This is a genomic window from Skermanella aerolata KACC 11604, from assembly GCF_000936425.1.
Lineage (GTDB): Bacteria > Pseudomonadota > Alphaproteobacteria > Azospirillales > Azospirillaceae > Skermanella > Skermanella aerolata.
On record NZ_AVFK01000005.1, the window covers coordinates 26,020 to 45,086 of the forward strand.

Here is a 19,067-nt window from a genome sequence, read left to right on the forward strand (position 1 = left end):
CGCAACTATACTTACTTTCACGGGCTCAATAATGTCCCTGCCATATTTTTACATAAAGCGGCAACGGGTACATACCAGAGAGGTCGCACCAGGCAAATCGCTTACCCCGATTGACGTGTACGTTCGCTATTCCCGATGTGCACCGCGGCGAACGCCCGCCCCTATCAAGTGGTGGAAACCGCCGTCTTACAGGGTCGGACGGGTATCGCCGCCGGGAGATTACGCTGGAACTGGACGATCAAGGCATCGCCTGATAGAGGTATTATGCCACTCAAAAGTGACGTGGCCACCTCCCCGGGGACTTGGAACCGGAATCGCAGGGGTGCCGCAGTACCGGCGGCCGTCAAGCTTGACCGGTTTGGTTGACCCGTCTGGAACGTAAGGTGTCGGGCTGACGAGGCCCGGCACCTCTGCCGGAACCCACCGGTCAAGCTTCAGGGCCTTTGATGGCGGATCGCACGGGCGGAGAGCGACCGGACGATCCGTCGATCCGTAATCCCTTAGGTCCTGGTACCGATCACCAAGTACGGATCGGCCCCACATCCATGTGGACGAAGTCGCTCTGGGGATAATACCCGACGCCGCCGGCCCGCAGCCGCAAGGCCGCGCGATGGATCATGCGGGTGTCCATTCCGGGTGCCCGGATGTCGATCGCCATTCCGCGCATGTGGAAGCTGCTGCGGGCGACTCCGCTTCCGACCTCCCGCAGGAATTCATTGGATTCGGGAGAGCGATAGCCCGAGATGACGTGAAGCGGAGTCTTGGTTCCGATCCGCGCCTGGAGCGCGTGAACGGTATCCAGCAACTCGGGATCGATGGGGTATACGGTATCGGTCCTATGGTCTCGCAGCAGTTTGTTGATCGCCCGCAATGCATCCCGCTGATATCGTCCGCGCGACCAGTATTCCGCGGTCAGCCGTTCGCTCGTGTGGGTGTTGAGGAGCGAGATCTGACGGGGAGGTGCGATCCTGTTGGCAGCCTCGGCCTCGCGAGATGTAAGTAGGGTTCCTGCCGCCGCCGTGACCGCCGCGGTCGCAACCGCCGCAGCGCCTGACCTCAGAAACGAACGCCGACCCATTCCAGGCGCATGAAAGGTCTTTTCGCGTTCATTCTGCATATGGCTCCCCCAGCGACGAAGTACCCGCATTCCCAATATGACCCGTGGGCAATTCGAAAATGACGCCCCGCCGGATCAATACCGGTCCGAGCATTGCCAGGGCAGGTTAAGCAAAGGTTTACATACACGGGAGAAGGCACTGAAGTCGCTGGATTCCTGATCGGCCGGGAGTGACATTTTTGAGCATGGGAGCTGGCCAACCCCAGCGCCCTGCCCTTTGGAGTGCCTCAGCCGTCGATCTGCGCCACCGCCTGCTGGCCCGGCAACCGCTTGGCAAGGGCGGTAACGAAGGCAGTGTCGCGGCCGTAGATATCCTCCAGGAAGTGGATCTTGCCGGCATCGTCGAAGTAGACCGTCTGGTACGTAAGATGGACCGGGACCGATTGCCGCAGCCATACCGTTTTCGTCTCTCCGGTATCGAGTACCTGGGATCTGCGCTCCACCGGCCAATCATCCATTCCCTCCATCAGGAACGCGGTGAGAGCAGCCGGGTCGCCGACCCGCACGCATCCGGACGACAGGCTGCGTTCGACCTGGGCGAACTTGTCCCGGGCCGGCGTATCATGCAAGTACACGTCGAAATCATTGGGGAACATGTACTTGATCCGTCCAAGGGAGTTCTTGGGGCCGGGGTCTTGGCGCATGCGGTACCGGGTGATCCTCGACCCCACTTCGCGCCAGTTCACCGAACGCGAATCGATCTGGCGGGCGCCGGCCGCCCAGCTTTCGAACAGCTTGATATCGTGTTCCTTGAGATATCCCGGGTTGCGCAGCAGTTTGGGCAGCATGTCGTTGCGCGCGACAGTCGGCGGGATCGTCCAGGTCGGGTTGAAGACCAGATGGGATATGCGGTGGCTGAACACGGGCGTCGGCCGCTCGACCGAGCCGACGATGACCGGCATGCGCAGTGCCACCTGCCCCTTGTCCAGCGCCCTCAGCGAATAGCCGGGAATGTTCACGATGACGTGCCGCTCGCCAAGGTCGTCCGGCAGCCAGCGCCAGCGCTCCATGTTGGCGACGATCTGGTTGACCCGCTCGGCGGCCGGGACATTGAGCGCCGCGCGCGTCGATTCCCCCACCACGCCGTCGGGCGTCTGGCCGTTGTAGGACTGGAACCGCTTGACCGCCGTCTGGAGGACCGCGTCGTAGACCGGCGACGCCATGTCCTTGGCAGTGCCGGTGTAGTCGCCCGTTGCCGCAAGTCGCCTCCGCAAGGCCGGCACGCTCGCGTCCTGCATACCCGGCTTCAGGACCGGTCCCTGCCCGGCCGCCGGCCAGCCGCCGCCGGATGCCAGGGCCCGGTAACGGCGGAGAGCGTCGCGGAGTGCCGCATACTGGGGATGCGGCGGCGTGAAGCCGGCAAGGAAGGCCGCAAGATTGGTCTCGTCCCGTGCCCGCTTGGCGATCTCGACCGCATCGACCCGAGGCGGCACCGCGGCCAGTTCGGGCGCTATCGAGCGCGGAGCCAGACGGCCGGCACGCAGGTCGGACGCATATTCCATGACCGCATCCGCGATCAGCAGGTCCAGTTCCGCCTGCACGCCCACATCGCCAGAACCCATCCGCCTCTCGATGGCGTCGGCGTGATAATGCAGCGGGTTGAGCCCTTCCTGGTCGGAGGCCCGCAGCAGGGCGACCAAACCGTCGGCAGCGATGACGATACCGGACGCGCCGGTCCAGACCGGATCGAACCCGCGCTCCGCATAGAAGCGCCTCAGCGCATCCAGGTTGCGCAGGCGTTGTCCCTCGATCGTGAGCGCGCCGTTCCGGCTCAGCCGACGGGCGATCGCGACATCGGTTTCCGTCTCCGGCGAGAGCACCGGTGCGTAGGCCGGATCCTCCTGCGCCAGAGCGGGAATGACGCCCGACGGGCCACCGGCGAGCGCCGCGACGATCAACAGATTGCGGAACAGGCTTCTCATTGGGGACCCACCACCATGCTTTCGGATCAATCATACACCTAAATGAAGTGGTAGTAGAGTTTGTTCCAAAATTGTCCCAGACTGTGGCCGCGGGGCCGCTTCACACCGCGCCGGCACGCGAATCGATAAATGCAATACCGGTTTAATCTTCCGTAAGGAATGCGCTGCATCATGGATTTGGAGCAATAGTCGCCACCCGCTTGTCCTCCCGGCACAGATGCTCCCCGACGGAAGACAATGACGCCTGAACTTCTACAGGACGTGTTGGACAAGCATTCTCGCTGGGTCAGAGGGCTCGCGGGCGGAGCATGCGCCAATCTGTCCCTCGCCAATCTCGAAGGACTGGACCTCGCGAAGGTCGATCTCCGCTGGGCAAGGCTCGCCGGCGCCAAAATGGCCCGCGCCCATCTTGCAGGCGCCAGACTGGCCGGCGCCGATCTCTTCTGCGTCGATCTTCGGAACTGCGACTTGAGGCAGGCCGACCTGTCCGGGTCCGACCTGCGGGGTGCCCGGCTCCATTCCGCGGATTGCACGGGTGCCCAGCTGCGAGGCGCCGACCTGAGGGAAGGCACCCTTGTCGCTCCGCTCGACGGCAGACCGCTGAACCTCGCGACGATGCCCCGGGCACCTAGGCTCAACGTCATCCCGATGCCGCGCCATCCGGGTCCGGATCGGGACGGCCCTCCTCCGGCGAACCGGTCTCCGCACCGGGACCGGCAAATGCCCGCTGGTGTCTGCTCCCGCACCGACCTGACTTCGGCCGGCTTGCGCTGCGCCGACCTGACCGAGGCGGATCTGACCGGCTGCAATCTCCAGAACGCCGATTTGTGCCATGCGGTCCTGACCAATACGAACCTGTCGGATTGCCGCCTGTGCGGCGCGGACCTGACGGGAGCCGACCTCGTCGGTACGCGTTTCCACAATGCCGACCTCGTCGGCACACGATTGTCGGGCTGCGACTTCAGCCGCGCCGACCTGACCGGCGCACATTTCACGAAGCTGCTGGACACTCTCGGCCTGGAGCTTCAGCGCGTCATCAACAACCATGAGCGCTGGATCGAGAGCGGTGGCGGACGGGGCGCCAGGGCCGACCTCGACGGCGCCGACCTCAACCGGGTCGACCTGCGCAACGTCAACCTGAGCGGCGCCACCTTGCGCGGCGCCTCGCTGGTCAAGGCCCTGCTCGCGGGAACCAAGCTGATCATGGCCGACATGTCCGGCGCCGACCTGGAAGGCGCCAACCTGAGCGGTGCCGATCTCTCGGGCGCCGATCTCAGCTATGCCAAGCTGATCAACGCCGACCTGCACGACGCCCTGCTCTGCCCGGCCCAGATCCTCGACGCCAACGGCAAACCGACGGGACGGATCTGGGCGACCACCCTGCTCGGCGCCGATCTTCGCCACGCCCATCTCGCCGGGACCCAATTGGCTTCCGCCAACCTCAGCGAAGCCAACCTGGAATTCGCCGACCTGGATGGCGCCGATCTGACCGGCGCCCGCCTGCCCGCACGGCTCTACCAGCGCTGAGGTCATCGGAGCCCGGATCCTCCAGGCGCGACATTGTGCCGGTTGCACCCGTATTCAGTTGCGCCCCAAATGCGGATATCGATCAGGTCGAATCCTCTAGATCCGCGTGTCATTCATATTGGCGTATACTCATCGGATTCGGCGAGCCGTGGCCGGAATGGGGTTACTGCTGGCGTTCTCCGGCGCTTCGCAGGCCGAACCGACCTTCAGCGATTTCGGCGGCGCCGGTCTGCTCCAGGTGCCGACCGCCCGGATGTTCGATGCCGATACGCTGGCGGCGGGTTTCACCTGGACGCCTCTGTACCGCCACGCCTTCCTGACCTTCCAGGCCGTGCCGGATGTCGAGGTCACCATTCGGCAGAGCGGCGATGCCTATGCGGGATCCGACGAGACGGAGTTTGCCGGCGGTGTCGACCTGAAGCTCCGCCTCCTGCGTGAAGGACCGCATTGGCCGGAAGTCTCGGCCGGTGTCCGGGGCCTGTTCGACAGCCGGGGGCTGGGAAGCCGATATCTGCTGATGAGCCGGCGCTGGTACGACACGGACTGGACGCTGGGAGCCGGATGGGGCCGATTTTCCCAGGGCGGATTCCTGGGCCACGACGTCTCCCTGATCGGCGGGGTAGAGGTCCACATGCCGGACGACGGCCTCCTGGATGGCTTTTCCTTCAAGCTGGAGTATACCGGCGACCGGTTCCATGCCGAACGGTCGCGCTATGCCGACCTTCCGGCGCCGTTCCCGGTCAATGTCGGTGTGGTCTGGCGCCCCCTGCCCTGGATCGAGGCCGGAGCGGGGATCGAACAGGGGCATGCCGCAATGGTGAGGGCAGCGGTAAAGCTCGATGCCGGACGGCTCGACAGCGGATCGCCGGTAAAATCGCCGCCGTCGAAAATCGGACCGCGACCGTCGCGCGGCATTGCCCGCGATGCCGCGCGCCGGATAGAGACCGCTCTGCGCTCGGCGGGGATGCCGGTTCAAGCCGTCCGGATAGAGGACGCCCAGGCAACCGTCTGGCTCGACAGCGTACCCCCGGGTCCTCCAGCCCGAACCGCGGGCCGGATAGCAAGGATCATGGCGGCGCGCGCTCCCGCCAAGGCCGAACGTCTGACGGTCGTGCTTGGGCCTGCGGAACTGGCCGGTACTGCGGTATCGTTCCTCCGCGCCGACCTGGAGCGGGCGGACCGCCATGCCGGTTCCCCGGCGGAGATCTGGCGGACCACGGAGCTTGAGCCGGCCGCATCGGCCGGCGGTGCCCCCGGTCCCGCCGCCGACAGGTGGCAAGGCAGGATCACGCCCCGGCTGGAACAGTCTCTCAATGGAAGAAACGGCTTCCATGCCTACCGGGCGACGCTCGACTTCGCGACCTTCAGTGCCGGACCAAGTGGACTGGTAAGCGGCACCGGCTTGCGGTTCAATCTGTCCGATAATCTGGAAGGCCGGCTTGGGGCTCCCGATCCCCGCCTGCCGGTGGTCCGCAGCGATGTCGGCCGCTACGCCGCCGTCCCCGCCACGGTGGACCATCTTTACATGGGATGGCTGTGGAACCCGTTCACCGATTGGCATACCCGGCTGTCCGCAGGTCAGATGGACGAGATGTTCAGCGGTGTGGAGGGCGAGGTTCTATACCGTCCCTTCGGCGCCCGCTGGGCCGTCGGCGCCGACGGCGACCTCGTGATGAAACGGGTACCCGGCAACCTGCTCTATGTCGAGCCGGGATTGTACGCCACCCTGCACGGCAGCCTCCGGTACGAAAGCAGCGACGGGCTGATCCAGGGCACCCTCCGCGCCGGGCGTTATCTGGCCGGGGATCTGGGCTCCACCATCGAACTGACACGGCTGTTCGATGGTGGCGTCCGGATCGGCGCCTATGCCACCCTGACCAATGCGGGGGGTCGAAACCTCGACCATGGCATATCCGTCCGGATCCCGATCGGCCCACTGCCGGTGGTCGGCCGCGCCCTGGCCCCGGAGATCGCGACACGCAGCCTAGGGCGGGACGCCGGCCAAAGAGTCGACCAGTCCCTGCAACTATACGACATCACGGGAGCCGCCGGCGTCGGTCGGGTAATGGGAAGCTGGAACCGTCTGCTGGAATGAACCCAGGCCGCCGCCGCCCCGTCCCGGCACCGCTGAAGCCTTACTGTTGAACGGTCACGGCACCGGTAGCGGGATCGACCAGGATATTCATCCAGACACCTTCGACGGTGCGGACTTCGGCGGCATAGTTCGCGCCGATCTTGCGGAAGTTCCGCATCTCCGCAAAGCCCATGCCGCCGAACCGGTTGAGAAGGCTGGTCTGCACAAGCTCCATGTCCCGCTGGTCCTTGCCCTTGCGGTTGGAAATATCGGGCTGTCCCTGTTCGACACTGAGTTGCGTACCGCTTGATGCACCCGCGAGCGGTGCCATCGGAGGCTGCGCCTGAACCACCATCGATCCCGGCTGCATCTGGCGGTTGGGCGACGTCACGCCACCGGTCGCTCCCGTCCCGCTCGTTTGAGCGAAAGCCAAGGACGACGTGGCGGCGACGGCAAGAGCCAGTAGCGGAGCGAAGGTGAACACAGCGATTTTCTTCATGATGGAATCCTCTTCCGACATAGTCGGCCCTCTTTCGCGAGGGCCATTCTTCCCGGTCTTTCTCGACCGGCCGCATGGTCCGAACGCTGCCTGATGGTATTTTGGCATGTTTCGGTGTTGAATCCAGGACCGAGCGAGCATTGTCACACCGACCGGTCCTTGTCCGTGACGGTCATCACCGGGAAATTCAAGACCGGCAGGAAACCGGGCTTCCGCAAGGTTCCGCCTGAAGCATGGGCCAGGCAACCTCAATCTTCGGAAGTCAACGGGTCGATCGGCTTACCGAGGCCTCCATACTGAATACTTAACCTATTAATACTTTCTTTATAATTTGGGATTCGACCACGTTAACCATGATAAGATGGCACTGTCGCCAAAGTCCCGGCCAAGACCCGCAAAGTTTCCGCAATTTCAGCGAGCGTATCCGGGAACACTGAAGCACTGGCGGCGTTTAATCCGCCGTATGGGCAGGATCTCCCTGTCCGGGCGGACATTGAGGAGCCCCCAGCAATGAACACCAGCGACCGCGCCGATCTTCATCGGATGGCGACCCAGATCGCCTTGTCATACGCGCGCTGCCACAACGAGACGTTCGACGCTTTTCCGGCGCTGTTCCAGACCGCGTATCATGGCCTTCTATCCTGCACCCAGCCGATGGCGCAGGAGCAGGCACGGCCGGTCAAGAAGGCTGGAACGCCGCCGCGTCCCGTCGCTCGTCCCAAGCCTCTCACCCAAAGCAAGCCGAAGCCGGCCGCCGCCGCTTCCTCGGCGAAGCCACCGGCGGTTGCCGCCGTCTCGCCGCGCAAGGGCGCTTCCGGTGCCGGACGTGGTTGGACGACCTGGACGGGCAGCACGAACAAGCCCGGCCGTCCACCGAAGAGTGGAGCGGGTTCAAAAAACGGAGCTGGCCGTCATCGGTGAAATTAAGGATTAACAAGGGAACGCAGACACGTTTTGCAGTGTTGAACCGGCACTAACTTCGATGTTTGCTGAATTGCTATCCGGCAACATGGGTGATTGCTTCGCCGGGAAGTGATTTGCCTTCGATGTAGCACGGACGATGGGGTCTGACGGGCGCCACAACCCCATTGTGTTTATGACAGGTCGGCGCTGGGCCCGGACGAAATGGGGTTTGGGCCTTCTGTTCTATCCCAAAGCCTCTCGATGTTAGCCTCGCACCTGCAAGGCGGCGTCCCTCCAAGGGGACGCCGCCTTCTTTCTTTGCGTCACCGCGCTTTCTTTGTGGCTGTGGACTGACGCCCCGCCGACGACGCATAGTGTCGGCTGCACAATTTGAGGTGTGCCGGTCCGGTCCTTTGTCGCCGGCCGGAAGATTCATCGACCAGTCAGGTGATTATGAGCGACACACAGCCGAACCAGGCCCTGGAACGGGTCGACTGCGTGGTGATCGGAGCCGGCGTGATCGGGCTTGCGGTCGCCCGCCAATTGGCGGCGGCGGGCCGCGACGTGATCCTGCTGGAATCGACCGATTGCATCGGCAGCGGCACCAGTTCGCGCAACAGCGAAGTCGTCCATGCCGGCATCTACTATCCCAAGGGCAGCCTGAAGGCACGGATGTGCGTCCAGGGCCGCGACCTGCTCTACCAGTACTGCGCCGAACGCGGCGTGCCGCACAAGCGCTGCGGCAAGCTGCTGGTCGCGACCGACGAGAGCCAGTTGCCCAAGCTGGACGAGATCGTGGCCAAGGCCCAGGCGAACGGGGTGATGGACCTGACCCGGATCAGCGCCGCCGATGTCGCCGTGCTGGAGCCGGATCTGACCACCGTCGGCGCACTCGTGTCTCCTTCCAGCGGCATCGTCGATACCCATGGCCTGATGCTGGCCTACCAGGGCGAAATGGAGGACCATGGCGGCATGGTCGCGTTCAACAGCCCTGTTACCGGCGGCAAGGTCACGGAAGACGGCATCATAGTCGAAACGGGCGGGCCGGAGCCGTTCCGGCTGCTCGCCAAATCAGTCGTCAATGCCGGCGGCCTGTATGCCCAGGACATCGCTCACCTGATCGAGGGCATTCCGGCCTCGAGCATTCCGCCGATCCATTATGCCAAGGGGAACTACTTCTCGCTGGCGAAGCGGGCGCCCTTCAGCCGGCTGATTTACCCGGTGCCGGAACCGGGCGGTCTGGGCGTCCACTTGACGCTCGACCTGGCGGGTCAAGCCCGCTTCGGGCCGGATGTCGAGTGGATCGAGCGGATGAACTACGACGTCGATATCCGCCGGGCCGACAAGTTCTACGGCGCCATCCGGCGCTATTGGCCCGGCCTTCCGGACAACGCGCTTCAGCCCGGCTATGCCGGCATCAGGCCGAAGCTGGTTCCGGCCGGGGTGCCCGACGCCGACTTCATGATCCAGGGTCCGCGCGACCACGGCATACCCGGACTGCTGAACCTTTACGGCATCGAATCTCCCGGGATCACGGCGTCGCTGGCCATCGCGGCCTTGTCCGAATCGGCGCTGCTCGAGCGCGAAGCGGTTCCGGTCCTGTAAGCCGCCGCGATGATCTCCACCGCCGAACGGTTTATCGATTTGCACCTCGTGACAATCGATAGGTGTGGCGGTGGAGAACGCCGACGGATGATTTCGGGAACCTCATGGGCCATCGCATAGCCTAAAGGTAGGCTTGGGGCTCCAGCTTCCCTGTGTTACTTCAGACAAGTCAGTTTTCATAAGAAGAAAGTCGTTTGGTGATGCAGGCAATCCGACAATCATTAATCATTATCGGTCTCTGCTTCGCACCAATTCAGGCCAACGCCGAAACACCCGACAAAACAGTACTTGCGCTTGAAACGTTAGCCCAGTCCGGCAGCACGCGAGCCCAGTTCGAACTGGCGCGACGCCTTGAAGCGGGAATCGGCACGAAGCCCGACAGCTCCAAGGCTTTCGACCTCTACTGCAAGGCCGCTGCCAAAGGCCATCCGGTGGCGGCCTACAAGATCGGGTCCCTGTTTCTGTCCGGCAAGGGGGTGAGCCGCAGCGAACCGATGGCGGCGTCCTGGTTCCGCCGCGCGATCGAGCTGGGCCACCCCGAAGCCAGGGAAATGATGCCGAAAGCGGTCAGCCTGAAAGACCTTCCGGCACCGGGTTGCTATATCGTCAGCGCGCTTGCTCCGACTCCCGGCGTGGCCCTGATGCCGCCGGCGCAGATCGAGAAGATGGTGCGCGGCATGGCTCCCGACTTCGGGCTCGATCCTAATTTCGTACTCGCCATCATGCAGATCGAGTCCAACTACCGGACCGATGCCGTCTCTCCCCGCAATGCACAGGGATTGATGCAGCTGATCCCGGATACCGCCGAGCGGTTCGGCGTCAAGGACCCGTTCGACGCCAAGGACAATATGCGCGGCGGCATGCGCTACCTGCGCTGGCTGCTGGCCTATTTCCAGGGCGACGTATCGCTGGTCGCGGCCGCCTACAATGCCGGAGAAGGCGCCGTCGAGCGGTATCGCGGCGTTCCGCCCTACAAGGAAACGGAAACCTACGTGAAGCGCCTGAACTCGGTCTATCCGCGCAAGCGCCACCCGTTCCAACCAAAGATTGCCAAAGCGTCCGAAGTGTTCAACAGGGCCGAAGTCGCGGAACTCGACTGAGCCCGCTTCCCCGACCCTGCCTCATGACGATCAGCCGACCCGGCGCGGAACCAGCACGGTGTAGTCGAGGTCGAGTACGACGGACGGGTCCGTCTTGCCGTCCGCCCCGACATTGGGGAAGTCGGCGCAGGCACGGTCCTTGACCGCGATGGTCCGCAGGCGCAGGGCGCCGATGTCGCGCCGGTCGGGGATCTCCTGCTTCTCCAGGATCTCGGTCCAGGCATAGATCGTGTCGCCGGCGAAGGTCGGGGCGACGTGACGCCCGCCGTTGATGGCAGCCACGCGTACCGCATTGGCGAGACCGTTGAAGCTGAGCGCCCGCGCGATGCTGATGATGTGCCCGCCATAGATCAGGCGGCGGCCGAAGCGGCCTTCCTTCTCCGTGTGCTGGTTGAAGTGGACGCGCGCCGTGTTCTGGTACAGCCGGGTCGCCATGGCGTGCTCCGACTCTTCGATCGTCATGCCGTCGACATGGTCGATCTTCTCGCCGGCGCTGTAGTCGTCCCACAGGTGGGGCGAACCGGCGGCGACCGTGTCGTAGGTGGCGAAACCGGCGCCGGCCGGGACGATCAGGTCGCTCACCGGCACGGCGTCCGGCAGGTCGGGCACCACCGCCTCGGGCGCCGGGGCCGATTCGTCACGCTTCCTGACCATCACCCAGCGGCAGTAGTCCAGCACCATCTCGCCGCGCTGGTTGACGCCTATCGAGCGGACATAGACGGTGCCGGTCTTGCCGTTGGAATTCTCCTTCAGCCCGATCACCTCGGAAACCGACGACAGGGTGTCGCCGGGATAGACCGGCTCGCCGAAGCGACCGGCCGCATAGCCGAGATTGGCGACGGCGTTGAGCGAGATGTCGGGCACGGTCTTGCCGAAGACGACGTGGAAGGCCAGCACATCGTCGATCGTGGCTCCCTCGTACCCAAGGTCCTGGGCGAAGGTATCGGCCGAATGCAGGGGAAAGCGCGAGCCGGTCAGGGCCACATAGAGCGCCATGTCGCCCTCGGTCACCGTGCGCGGGGTCGCGTGGACGATCTCCTGGCCCAGCTTGAAATCTTCGAAATAATTGCCGGGGTTGGTCTTGGTCATTGCCCTGCTCGCTCCGAACGTTTTCTATCTGAATGTCTGCTCAGTCCAAATATCTGCTCAGGCGGCCGCTTCGGCTTCCAGGGCTTCGATCGCTTCGGCCAAGGCCACCAGCCGGCGGGCGTTTTCGACGTGCAGGTTCTCGACCAGCTTGCCGTCGACCAGCACCACGCCCTTGCCCTCGGCGACAGCGGCCTGGAAGGCGTCGATGATTCGGCGGGAATGCGCCACCTCGTCCGTCGAGGGACCGAAGGCCGCGTTGGTGGCCGCCAGCGTCTTCGGGTGGATCAGGGTCTTGCCGTCGAAGCCAAGCTCGACGCCCTGCCGGCAGGAGGCCGCGAAGCCTTCGTCGTCGTTGAGGTCGAGATAGACGCCATCAAGGATGGCAAGACCATAGGCGCGGGCCGCCAGCAGGCACAGGCCCAGGCTGGTGATCATCGGCAGCCGGTCGCGCGTGTGGGCGGCGTGGAGGTCCTTGGCGAGGTCGGAGGTACCCATCACGAAGGCGCCAAGCCGGGGCGAGGCGCCTGCGATCTCCTTGGCGTTCAGCATCGCCAGCGGAGTTTCCATCATGCACCAGATCTTGAGACCGGCCGGAGCGCCCGACGCCACCAGGACCTGCTCCGCCTGTCGCACCAGATCGGCCGATTCGACCTTGGGCAGCAGCACAGCGTCGGCGCCCGATGTGGCGGCGAACACGAGGTCCTCGTAGCCCCAGGCGGTGTTCAGACCGTTGGTGCGGACGATCAGTTCGCGCTTGCCATAGCCGCCGCCCGCGATCGCGTCGCCGATCTGGGTGCGCGCCTGCGCCTTGGCGTCGGGCGCCACCGCGTCCTCCAGGTCCAGGATCAGGCCATCCGCCTGCAAGGTCTTGCCCTTCTCCATGGCGCGCGGGTTGGAACCCGGCATGTAAAGGACACTGCGACGGGGGCGGACAGTCATGGCCATGCGCGGACTCCCTTTTTTCTAAACTTGGATCGGGTCTGAACCTGAATTCGTTGGCCGGGACCTTACAGCGCAGGTGCGGCAGGGAGCAATCGGGGACATGGGGATGGATGGAGAAGCAATGCGCGACAAAGCGGTTGGCGGGTCCGGTGCTGCACTATGACGCGTGGCGGCTGCAAGGTGTGGTTGGCAATCCTGTTTCGCTCTGCCCTATGATCATTGCTTGATCACGGCACCAGGGATCGTCGGCGCTCGTCGCGGAAAGCCGCTGTAGCGAGGTCGGCGAATACTCAAATGTTCAATACTCGCGGGAAACCTGTTCAGGCCATCACGGTACTGCTTGTCGAGGACAACCCCCGCGATGCCGCTCTGGTGGCATACGTGCTCGGTGACCGGATTCCCCGCTTCGAGGTGACCACGGTCGGCACACTGTCCGGCGCCCTGCGCTCCCTGAAGGACTATCGTTTCGATGTCATTCTGCTCGACATCGTTCTGCCGGACAGTCAGGGCTTCGCCACCATTGCCGCTATCCGAAAGGCGGCACCGGCCCTCCCGCTGATCGTCCTGACCGGTTTCGCCGATAACGAGATGGCGCTCGCCGCGGTCGAAGCGGGCGTCCAGGACTTCCTGATCAAGGGCGACTTCGAGAGCGCCATGATCGAACGGGCGGTCCGCCACGCCATCGCCCGCAGCCATCTGGAAGAACGCTTGAAAGCGTCGGAGGAGCGGCTGAAGGGTGTGCTGGATCTGGCGCACGATGCGATCGTGTCGGTCGATGTCAGGCAGCGGATCGTGCTGTTCAACCCGGCGGCGGAACGGATGTTCGGCTATCGGGTGGACGAGATCGTCGGTCAGCCCCTGTCGCTCCTGATTCCCGAACCCCTGCGCGCCGCCCATGCGGATCAGTTCGTCGGCTTCTTCCGGGAGGGCGTCGAATCGCGGACCATGGTGGACCGTCCGGAGGTGAGCGGCCTGCACCGCGACGGCAACGTCTTTCCGGTGGAGGTCTCGCTTTCCCGGTCGGAGGGACCGGACGGACCGCTGTTCACCGCCATGATCCGGGATATCACCGACCGCAAGCGGACGGAGGCGGAGTTGCGGCTGCTCGCGACGACCGATCCCCTGACGGGCCTTGCCAACCGGCGCCACCTGATCGAGCGGGCGGAGCGGGAGTTGTTGCGCCTTCAGCGCTTCGGAAGTCCTTTCAGCCTGATGACGCTGGACATCGATCACTTCAAGCGGATCAACGACACCTATGGCCATGCCTGCGGCGACCATGCCCTGTGCGCCCTCGCCGCGACTTGCGTCGGGCTGCTGCGGGAGATCGACATGGTCGGGCGCATGGGAGGCGAGGAGTTCACCATCGTCCTGCCGGAAACCGTCGGAGACGAGGCGATGCTGGTGGCGGACCGGATCAGGCGGGCGATCGCCGATATCCGCTGCGATTCCGATACGGCGGCAGCGGTTTTCGGCTTCAAGGTCAGCATCGGCGTCGCCGAGTGCTCTCCGGAGGAGGCGCGCATCGAGCAGCCCCTGGCGCGGGCCGACCGTGCCCTGTACGAGGCCAAGGCCCAGGGGCGCAACCGTGTGGTGCGGGCCTGAGGAATCCCGCCGGTTTCCGCCACAAGTTTGCTGCAAGCGGCATCCCGTTGTGGCACCGTTGACGCCACCATGAAAAAGATACTCTCGATCCAGTCCCACGTCGCCTTCGGTTATGTCGGCAATCGTGCGGCCGTATTTCCGCTCCAGCGCCTCGGCTACGATGCGATGGCGGTCAACACCGTCCAGTTCTCGAACCATACCGGCTATGGATCGTGGACCGGTCAGGTCTTCCAGCCGGCCCATATCGCGGAGGTCATCGACGGCATCGCCGCGCGCGGCGCGCTGGAAAGCTGCGATGCCGTGCTCTCGGGCTATATGGGCGGAGCAGCACTGGGGCAGGTCATCGTCGAGACGGTCCGGCGGGTGCGCGCCGCCAAGCCGGAAGCGGTCTATTGCTGCGACCCCGTCATGGGCGATGTCGGACGGGGCTTCTTCGTCAACGAGGATATCCGCGCCTTCATGCGGGCGGAGGCGGTTCCGGCGGCCGACATCATCACGCCGAACCAGTTCGAGCTGGAATTTCTGACCGGGCGGGAAGTCCATTCGCTGGCGGACGCCTTGGCCGCGGCGAAGGCGGTGCGGGCGATGGGGCCGAAGCTGGTGCTGCTGACCAGCCTGACGCGTGATGAAGCTCCCGCCGATTCGATCGAGATGCTGCTGGACACGCCGGACGGTGCGTTCCTGGTGGCGACTCCTCGCCTGCCGCTCGACCCGCCGCCCAACGGCGCCGGCGACTGCGTGGCGGCCGTGTTCCTGGCGAAGTACCTGGAGACCGGCGACCCGGCGAAGGCGCTGGGGCATGCGGCGGCGGCGATCTACGCGGTGTTCTCGGCCACGCTGAAGGCCGGCACGCGAGAGCTTCAGCTCATCGCGGCGCAGGACGAACTGGTCGCTCCGCAGCGGACTTTCGAAGTCAGGAAAGTATAGATGAAGAAAGGGCGCGGTCCCGGCATGGGGCCGCGCCCTTTATCCTTGGCTCCGCCGATTACTTCTTCAAGTAATCGCGGGCCAGCACTTCGGCGATCTGCACGGCGTTGAGTGCCGCGCCCTTCCGCAGATTGTCGGCGACCACCCACATGTTCAGGCCGTTCTCGACCGAGATGTCCTCGCGGATGCGGGACACGAAGACCGGATCGTCGCCGGCCGTTTCGACCGGGGTGACGAAGCCTTCCTCGGCCAGATGATCGATCACGTTGACGCCGGGAGCGGCGCGCAGCGCTTCACGGGCTTCGTCGGCGCTGATCGGCCGCTCGAACTCGATGTTGACCGATTCGGAGTGGCTGATGAACACCGGCACGCGGACGCAGGTGGCGGTCACCAGGATCTTCGGATCGAGGATCTTCTTGGTCTCGACCACCATCTTCCACTCTTCCTTGGTCGAGCCGTCATCCATGAAGACGTCGATTTGGGGAATCACGTTGAAGGCGATCTGCTTGGCGAACTTCTTCTTCTCGATCGGATCGTTGACGTAGACGGCGCGGGTCTGGTTGAACAGCTCGTCCATCGCGTCGCGCCCCGCACCCGACACCGACTGGTACGTGGACACGACGACGCGCTTGATCTTCGCCAGATCGTGCAACGGCTTCAGCGCCACGACCATCTGGATAGTCGAGCAGTTGGGGTTGGCGATGATGCGGCGCTTGGTATAGCCGGCGATGGCTTCGGGGTTCACTTCCGGCACGACCAGCGGCACGTCGGGGTCCATGCGGAAATGGGACGTGTTGTCGATCACGACGCAGCCGGCCGCAGCCGCCTTGGGCGAGTACTCGGCCGACACCTTGCCGCCGGGGGACGACAAGGCGATGTCCCAGCCCCGGAAATCGAACTTCGCCAGATCCTGCACGTCGAGGATCTGGTCCTCGCCGAAGGAGACCTGCTTACCGACGGATTTCTCGGACGCCAGGGCCACCACCTCGTCGACGGGGAATTTGCGCTCGGCCAAGGTAGTCAGGATTTCACGCCCGACATTCCCGGTGGCGCCGATTACCGCGATTCTGTAGCCCATGATGCGTTCCTGCTTTTTCTCTGCTGCCGCCATACTTCTTGCCATGGCGCAGGTATGTTTTTGGATGGTCCCCATGACCATCCGGCAAAGCCCATTGAATTATTCCGATCCCGGCCCGTTTGCAAGATCAAGCCATACCTTACATGACAATTCAGGGAGGACAAAATGGCGCGCAAGTACGGGACCTATGAGGAGTTCTGGCCTTACTACCTCGCCGAACATGCCAGACCCGGTACCAGAGCATGGCATTACACGGGCACGGCGCTGGCCTTGGCCCTGCTTCTGGCCGCGGTGGCGACGCTTAACCCCTGGTTCGTCCTTGCCGCCGTCGTCTCCGGCTATGCCTTCGCCTGGATCAGCCACATGCTGATAGAGCGCAACCGCCCGGCGACCTTTACGTATCCGCTATGGTCCCTGGTCAGCGATTTCCGTATGTTCTTCCTCTTCGTGACGGGCCGCCTTGATGCGGAACTGCGCCGTCACGGCATCAACCCATCCAAAGCGGAGCCGGCGTGAGCAGCACTTCATTGCAGGAGACCATCGCCGAGGCGATCCAGAAAGCCGACAAGTCCTTTTTCAACGAGGACTACATGAAGCAGGCCATGGCGGTTATCACCGCGCTCCGCAAGGCCGGCTACGAGATCGTGCCGAACAAGGCATCCGACGGTCTGGTCGACTTCGCCTGCGATAATCTGCCCTTCGGCCGGCTCAAGCAACAGGACTTCATCAAGGAATTGTACGTGCTGCTGGTCGAGAACAGCCGGCGGTTTCCGCAATAGAAGTCTGACGATATAGAAACGCTGATACCGAAAAAGCCCGCCGGACCTGACGATCCGGCGGGCTTTTTTGTCGGGTGCGGCGCTGCGGCTTACGCCGCGACGGCCACCTTCTCCAGTTCGCGGATGATCGAGTCACCCATGACGGAGGTCGAGCAGCGGGCCATGCCGGGGGCCATGATGTCCGAGGTGCGGGTGCCGCCGTTCAGGACGTTCTGGACAGCCTTCTCGATCAGGCCGGCGTCCTCGTTCATGTCGAACGAGTAGCGCAGCATCATGGCGAAGCTGAGCAGCGTCGCGATCGGGTTGGCGAGGTCGCGGCCGGCGATGTCGGGGGCCGAACCATGCACCGGCTCGTACAGAGCGCGGCGGCGACCCGATTCGTCCGGAGCGCCGAGCGAGGCCGACGGCAGCATGCCCAGCGAACCGGTCATCATGGCGGCTTCGTCCGACAGCATGTCGCCGAACAGGTTGTCGGTGACGATCACGTCGAACTGCTTGGGGTTCTTGATCAGCTGCATGGCGCAGTTGTCGGCGTACATGTGGGAAAGCTGCACGTCGGAATATTCGGCCTGATGCAGCTTCGTCACTTCCTGACGCCACAGCAGGCCGGACTCCATCACGTTGGCCTTCTCGACCGAGCAGAGCTTGTTCTGACGCTTGCGCGCCAGTTCGAACGCGACGCGGGCGACGCGCTGGATCTCAGCCGTGGTGTAGACCTGGGTGTTGACGCCCCGGCGCTGGCCGTCGGGCAGTTCCTCGATCCCTCGCGGCTCGCCGAAATAGACGCCGCCGGTCAGTTCGCGGACGATCATCAGGTCGAGGCCGCGAACGATATCGGCCTTGAGGGTCGAGGCATCGACCAGAGCGTCGAACACGGTCGCCGGACGCAGGTTGGCGAACAGGCCAAGCTCCTTGCGGAGCCGGAGCAGGCCGGCTTCCGGCCGCTTGTCGAATCCGATGTTGTCCCACTTGGGACCACCGACCGCGCCGAGTAGAACGGCATCGACGCTCAACGCGTCGGCCATCGTCTCGTCGCTGACCGGCACGCCATACTGGTCGATGGCGGCGCCTCCAACCAGACCGTCCTGAACGTCGAACGTGACTTTACGCCTACGATCCATCCAGTCGATCACGCGGCGTACCTGGCGCATAACTTCCGGGCCAATACCATCACCGGGCAGTATCAGCAGCTTCTTATTGGCGGACATCGCGTGGTTTCTCCGTGGAATATCTGGTGGAGAGCTTTGTAATGCGCATTCACGCTCCTGAAAAGCTCCCCTGTTGCGCTACGCCCACAGCCAGGGTTGCGTACCGCGCTGCGATGTCTCGTAGCTGTCGATGGACTGGACGTGTCCGAGCGTCAGGCCGATGTCGTCCAGGCCATTCAGCAGGCAGTGCTTCCGGAAAGCATCGACCTCGAACGTGATCTTGCCGCCGTCGGGGCCGGTGATCTCCTGCTTTTCCAGGTCGATCGAGACGACGGCGTTGGCGCCGCGCTCCGCATCGTCCATCAGCAGATCGACCTGTTCCTGCGGCAGGACGATCGGCAGGATGCCGTTCTTGAAGCAGTTGTTGTAGAAGATGTCGGCGAAGCTGGGAGCGATGACGCACTTGATGCCGAAATCGGCCAGCGCCCAGGGCGCGTGCTCGCGGCTCGATCCGCAGCCGAAGTTGTCTCCGGCCACAAGGATCTTCGCCTGCCGGTAGGCCGGCTGGTTCAGCACGAAGTCGGGCCTCTCCTGCCCCTCGGGCGTGTAGCGCATCTCGTCGAACAGGTGCTTGCCCAGGCCCGTCCGCTTGATCGTCTTCAGGAACTGCTTGGGGATCAGCATGTCGGTATCGACGTTGATGATCGGCAGCGGGGCGGCGACCCCGGTCAGGGTGGTGAACTTTTCCATTTTCC

The 19,067-nt window shown here is 64.1% G+C and carries 17 protein-coding genes; 9 read left to right on the forward strand and 8 right to left on the reverse strand.

Annotation, left to right across the window (positions count from 1 at the left end; translation table 11 throughout):
* Positions 1–517 precede the first annotated feature (517 nt).
* Positions 518–1,078, reverse strand: a complete 561-nt coding sequence (mepK, locus tag N826_RS08210; RefSeq protein ID WP_147040626.1) for a peptidoglycan L,D-endopeptidase MepK — start codon at positions 1,076–1,078, stop codon at positions 518–520.
* A gap of 266 nt (positions 1,079–1,344) precedes the next feature.
* Positions 1,345–3,039, reverse strand: coding sequence for a L,D-transpeptidase family protein (locus N826_RS08215; RefSeq protein WP_052830926.1), 1,695 nt, complete (start codon positions 3,037–3,039; stop codon positions 1,345–1,347).
* Between the two features lie 261 nt (positions 3,040–3,300).
* Between N826_RS08215 and N826_RS08220 the strand changes: the two genes are divergently transcribed.
* Complete coding sequence (locus tag N826_RS08220; RefSeq protein WP_244619576.1) at positions 3,301–4,566, forward strand: pentapeptide repeat-containing protein; 1,266 nt, start codon at positions 3,301–3,303, stop codon at positions 4,564–4,566.
* Positions 4,567–4,723: 157 nt separating this feature from the next.
* Entirely contained in the window at positions 4,724–6,661 is a 1,938-nt protein-coding gene (locus N826_RS08225; RefSeq protein WP_044427579.1) for a YjbH domain-containing protein, read from the forward strand.
* A gap of 40 nt (positions 6,662–6,701) precedes the next feature.
* Here the strand turns inward: N826_RS08225 and N826_RS08230 are convergent, their stop codons facing one another.
* Positions 6,702–7,139 carry a hypothetical protein gene (locus N826_RS08230; RefSeq protein ID WP_147040624.1) on the reverse strand — a complete coding sequence of 146 codons (438 nt, stop codon included), beginning with the start codon at positions 7,137–7,139 and terminating at the stop codon, positions 6,702–6,704.
* 510 nt (positions 7,140–7,649) lie between these two features.
* Between N826_RS08230 and N826_RS08235 the strand changes: the two genes are divergently transcribed.
* From N826_RS08235 to N826_RS08245, 3 genes are all read left to right on the forward strand, one after another.
* On the forward strand, positions 7,650–8,060 hold the full coding sequence (locus tag N826_RS08235; RefSeq protein WP_044427581.1) for a hypothetical protein: 411 nt from the start codon (positions 7,650–7,652) through the stop codon (positions 8,058–8,060).
* A 435-nt stretch (positions 8,061–8,495) separates the two neighbouring features.
* Positions 8,496–9,647, forward strand: coding sequence for an NAD(P)/FAD-dependent oxidoreductase (locus N826_RS08240; protein WP_044427582.1), 1,152 nt, complete (start codon positions 8,496–8,498; stop codon positions 9,645–9,647).
* Between the two features lie 200 nt (positions 9,648–9,847).
* Positions 9,848–10,747 (forward strand): transglycosylase SLT domain-containing protein, encoded by a 900-nt coding sequence (locus N826_RS08245; RefSeq protein ID WP_044427583.1) that lies wholly within the window; start codon positions 9,848–9,850, stop codon positions 10,745–10,747.
* Positions 10,748–10,777: 30 nt separating this feature from the next.
* Here the strand turns inward: N826_RS08245 and N826_RS08250 are convergent, their stop codons facing one another.
* A complete protein-coding gene (locus N826_RS08250; protein ID WP_044427585.1) occupies positions 10,778–11,836 on the reverse strand; it encodes a MaoC family dehydratase in 1,059 nt (352 codons plus the stop codon).
* Positions 11,837–11,893: 57 nt separating this feature from the next.
* Positions 11,894–12,781 (reverse strand): HpcH/HpaI aldolase/citrate lyase family protein, encoded by an 888-nt coding sequence (locus N826_RS08255; RefSeq protein ID WP_044427587.1) that lies wholly within the window; start codon positions 12,779–12,781, stop codon positions 11,894–11,896.
* A 291-nt stretch (positions 12,782–13,072) separates the two neighbouring features.
* Between N826_RS08255 and N826_RS08260 the strand changes: the two genes are divergently transcribed.
* Both N826_RS08260 and pdxY read left to right on the forward strand, forming a co-directional pair.
* Positions 13,073–14,380 carry a GGDEF domain-containing response regulator gene (locus N826_RS08260; RefSeq protein WP_052830927.1) on the forward strand — a complete coding sequence of 436 codons (1,308 nt, stop codon included), beginning with the start codon at positions 13,073–13,075 and terminating at the stop codon, positions 14,378–14,380.
* Between the two features lie 69 nt (positions 14,381–14,449).
* Entirely contained in the window at positions 14,450–15,307 is an 858-nt protein-coding gene (gene pdxY, locus N826_RS08265; RefSeq protein WP_044427589.1) for a pyridoxal kinase PdxY, read from the forward strand.
* 58 nt (positions 15,308–15,365) lie between these two features.
* Here the strand turns inward: pdxY and N826_RS08270 are convergent, their stop codons facing one another.
* Positions 15,366–16,385: an aspartate-semialdehyde dehydrogenase gene (locus N826_RS08270; RefSeq protein ID WP_044427591.1), complete on the reverse strand. Its 1,020-nt coding sequence runs from the start codon at positions 16,383–16,385 to the stop codon at positions 15,366–15,368.
* Between the two features lie 165 nt (positions 16,386–16,550).
* Here N826_RS08270 and N826_RS08275 point away from each other — a divergent pair, with 165 nt between their 5' ends.
* Together N826_RS08275 and N826_RS08280 are read left to right on the forward strand one after the other, a co-directional pair.
* A complete protein-coding gene (locus N826_RS08275; protein ID WP_044427593.1) occupies positions 16,551–16,901 on the forward strand; it encodes an Mpo1-like protein in 351 nt (116 codons plus the stop codon).
* Complete coding sequence (locus N826_RS08280; RefSeq protein WP_044427594.1) at positions 16,898–17,164, forward strand: hypothetical protein; 267 nt, start codon at positions 16,898–16,900, stop codon at positions 17,162–17,164. Before N826_RS08275 ends, N826_RS08280 begins: the two co-directional genes overlap by 4 nt.
* An 89-nt stretch (positions 17,165–17,253) precedes the next feature.
* Here N826_RS08280 and leuB read toward each other — a convergent pair whose 3' ends face one another.
* Together leuB and leuD are read right to left on the reverse strand one after the other, a co-directional pair.
* Positions 17,254–18,372, reverse strand: coding sequence for a 3-isopropylmalate dehydrogenase (leuB, locus tag N826_RS08285; protein WP_044427595.1), 1,119 nt, complete (start codon positions 18,370–18,372; stop codon positions 17,254–17,256).
* Between the two features lie 78 nt (positions 18,373–18,450).
* A complete protein-coding gene (gene leuD / locus N826_RS08290; protein ID WP_044427596.1) occupies positions 18,451–19,062 on the reverse strand; it encodes a 3-isopropylmalate dehydratase small subunit in 612 nt (203 codons plus the stop codon).
* Between the last annotated feature and the right edge of the window lie 5 nt (positions 19,063–19,067).

Excerpts from the sequence above, each read along its gene's own strand:
- N826_RS08230 (WP_147040624.1), bottom strand. The coding sequence starts at position 7,139 with ATGAAGAAAATCGCTGTGTTCACCTTCGCTCCGCTACTGGCTCTTGCC.
- N826_RS08215 (WP_052830926.1), bottom strand. The coding sequence starts at position 3,039 with ATGAGAAGCCTGTTCCGCAATCTGTTGATCGTCGCGGCGCTCGCCGGT.
- leuD (WP_044427596.1), bottom strand. The coding sequence starts at position 19,062 with ATGGAAAAGTTCACCACCCTGACCGGGGTCGCCGCCCCGCTGCCGATC.
- N826_RS08245 (WP_044427583.1), top strand. The coding sequence starts at position 9,848 with ATGCAGGCAATCCGACAATCATTAATCATTATCGGTCTCTGCTTCGCA.
- N826_RS08250 (WP_044427585.1), bottom strand. The coding sequence starts at position 11,836 with ATGACCAAGACCAACCCCGGCAATTATTTCGAAGATTTCAAGCTGGGC.
- N826_RS08255 (WP_044427587.1), bottom strand. The coding sequence starts at position 12,781 with ATGGCCATGACTGTCCGCCCCCGTCGCAGTGTCCTTTACATGCCGGGT.
- N826_RS08240 (WP_044427582.1), top strand. The coding sequence starts at position 8,496 with ATGAGCGACACACAGCCGAACCAGGCCCTGGAACGGGTCGACTGCGTG.
- N826_RS08225 (WP_044427579.1), top strand. The coding sequence starts at position 4,724 with ATGGGGTTACTGCTGGCGTTCTCCGGCGCTTCGCAGGCCGAACCGACC.
- N826_RS08235 (WP_044427581.1), top strand. The coding sequence starts at position 7,650 with ATGAACACCAGCGACCGCGCCGATCTTCATCGGATGGCGACCCAGATC.
- leuB (WP_044427595.1), bottom strand. The coding sequence starts at position 18,372 with ATGTCCGCCAATAAGAAGCTGCTGATACTGCCCGGTGATGGTATTGGC.
- N826_RS08270 (WP_044427591.1), bottom strand. The coding sequence starts at position 16,385 with ATGGGCTACAGAATCGCGGTAATCGGCGCCACCGGGAATGTCGGGCGT.
- N826_RS08275 (WP_044427593.1), top strand. The coding sequence starts at position 16,551 with ATGGCGCGCAAGTACGGGACCTATGAGGAGTTCTGGCCTTACTACCTC.
- pdxY (WP_044427589.1), top strand. The coding sequence starts at position 14,450 with ATGAAAAAGATACTCTCGATCCAGTCCCACGTCGCCTTCGGTTATGTC.
- N826_RS08260 (WP_052830927.1), top strand. The coding sequence starts at position 13,073 with ATGTTCAATACTCGCGGGAAACCTGTTCAGGCCATCACGGTACTGCTT.
- mepK (WP_147040626.1), bottom strand. The coding sequence starts at position 1,078 with ATGGGTCGGCGTTCGTTTCTGAGGTCAGGCGCTGCGGCGGTTGCGACC.